Here is a 743-nt window from a genome sequence, read left to right as displayed (position 1 = left end):
CTTTGGATTAGTCTGGGATTTCTTTTTATAGGATTAGTATTGTGCACTTAGAGTTATTATAATAAAAGTTTAGGCAATAAACGATTGATACTATTGAAGAATCATGGTTAATGATTGCGCTTTATTTAAGTATTAATATGAGATTTATGATTAAAAACAGATAATAGAGGTTAAAGTAGTTTAAGATATCTATTTGTATGTAATTGGTTAGTAAAGTATTAAATAAAAGGTTAAAATAAAAAGCAGAAAGTAGTTGTGGGATTAAAAAAGGGTTTTATATTTGCACCCCGAAACAAAGACATCGAGTCTAGTTTTGTAAGTTCATTTCGATATAGATTTATTATTTGAGAAAATAATTAATATTTTTTCAAATTAAGTTTGCGAGGAATAAAAAAGGGTTTTATATTTGCACCCGCTTAACGAGGAAACGAGTTTAAGAGAAGAAAAAGAAGTTCATTAACATATTGAATTGACAGCGTAAAAATCAACTAAAGTAGTTGGTTTAAAACAAGAGAATAAATCATTTAGAGTACTAGAATAATTTCTATTAGTTGTTAAAGATATGGTCGTAAGACTTAAAATTTAACGATGAAGAGTTTGATCCTGGCTCAGGATGAACGCTAGCGGCAGGCCTAACACATGCAAGTCGAACGGTAACAGGAAAGAGCTTGCTTTTTTGCTGACGAGTGGCGCACGGGTGCGTAACGCGTATATAATCTACCTTTTACAGGGGGATAGCCTTT

At 31.2% G+C, this 743-nt stretch carries 1 rRNA gene; it reads left to right on the top strand.

From position 1 onward, the window contains the following. Positions 1–585 precede the first annotated feature (585 nt). Positions 586–743: ribosomal RNA gene (locus GN138_RS15875) — 16S ribosomal RNA — on the top strand; the annotation flags it as partial.

The sequence above is a fragment of the Winogradskyella endarachnes genome, from assembly GCF_009741275.1.
Lineage (GTDB): Bacteria > Bacteroidota > Bacteroidia > Flavobacteriales > Flavobacteriaceae > Winogradskyella > Winogradskyella endarachnes.
This window is presented reverse-complemented; position numbering and strand designations above follow the sequence as displayed.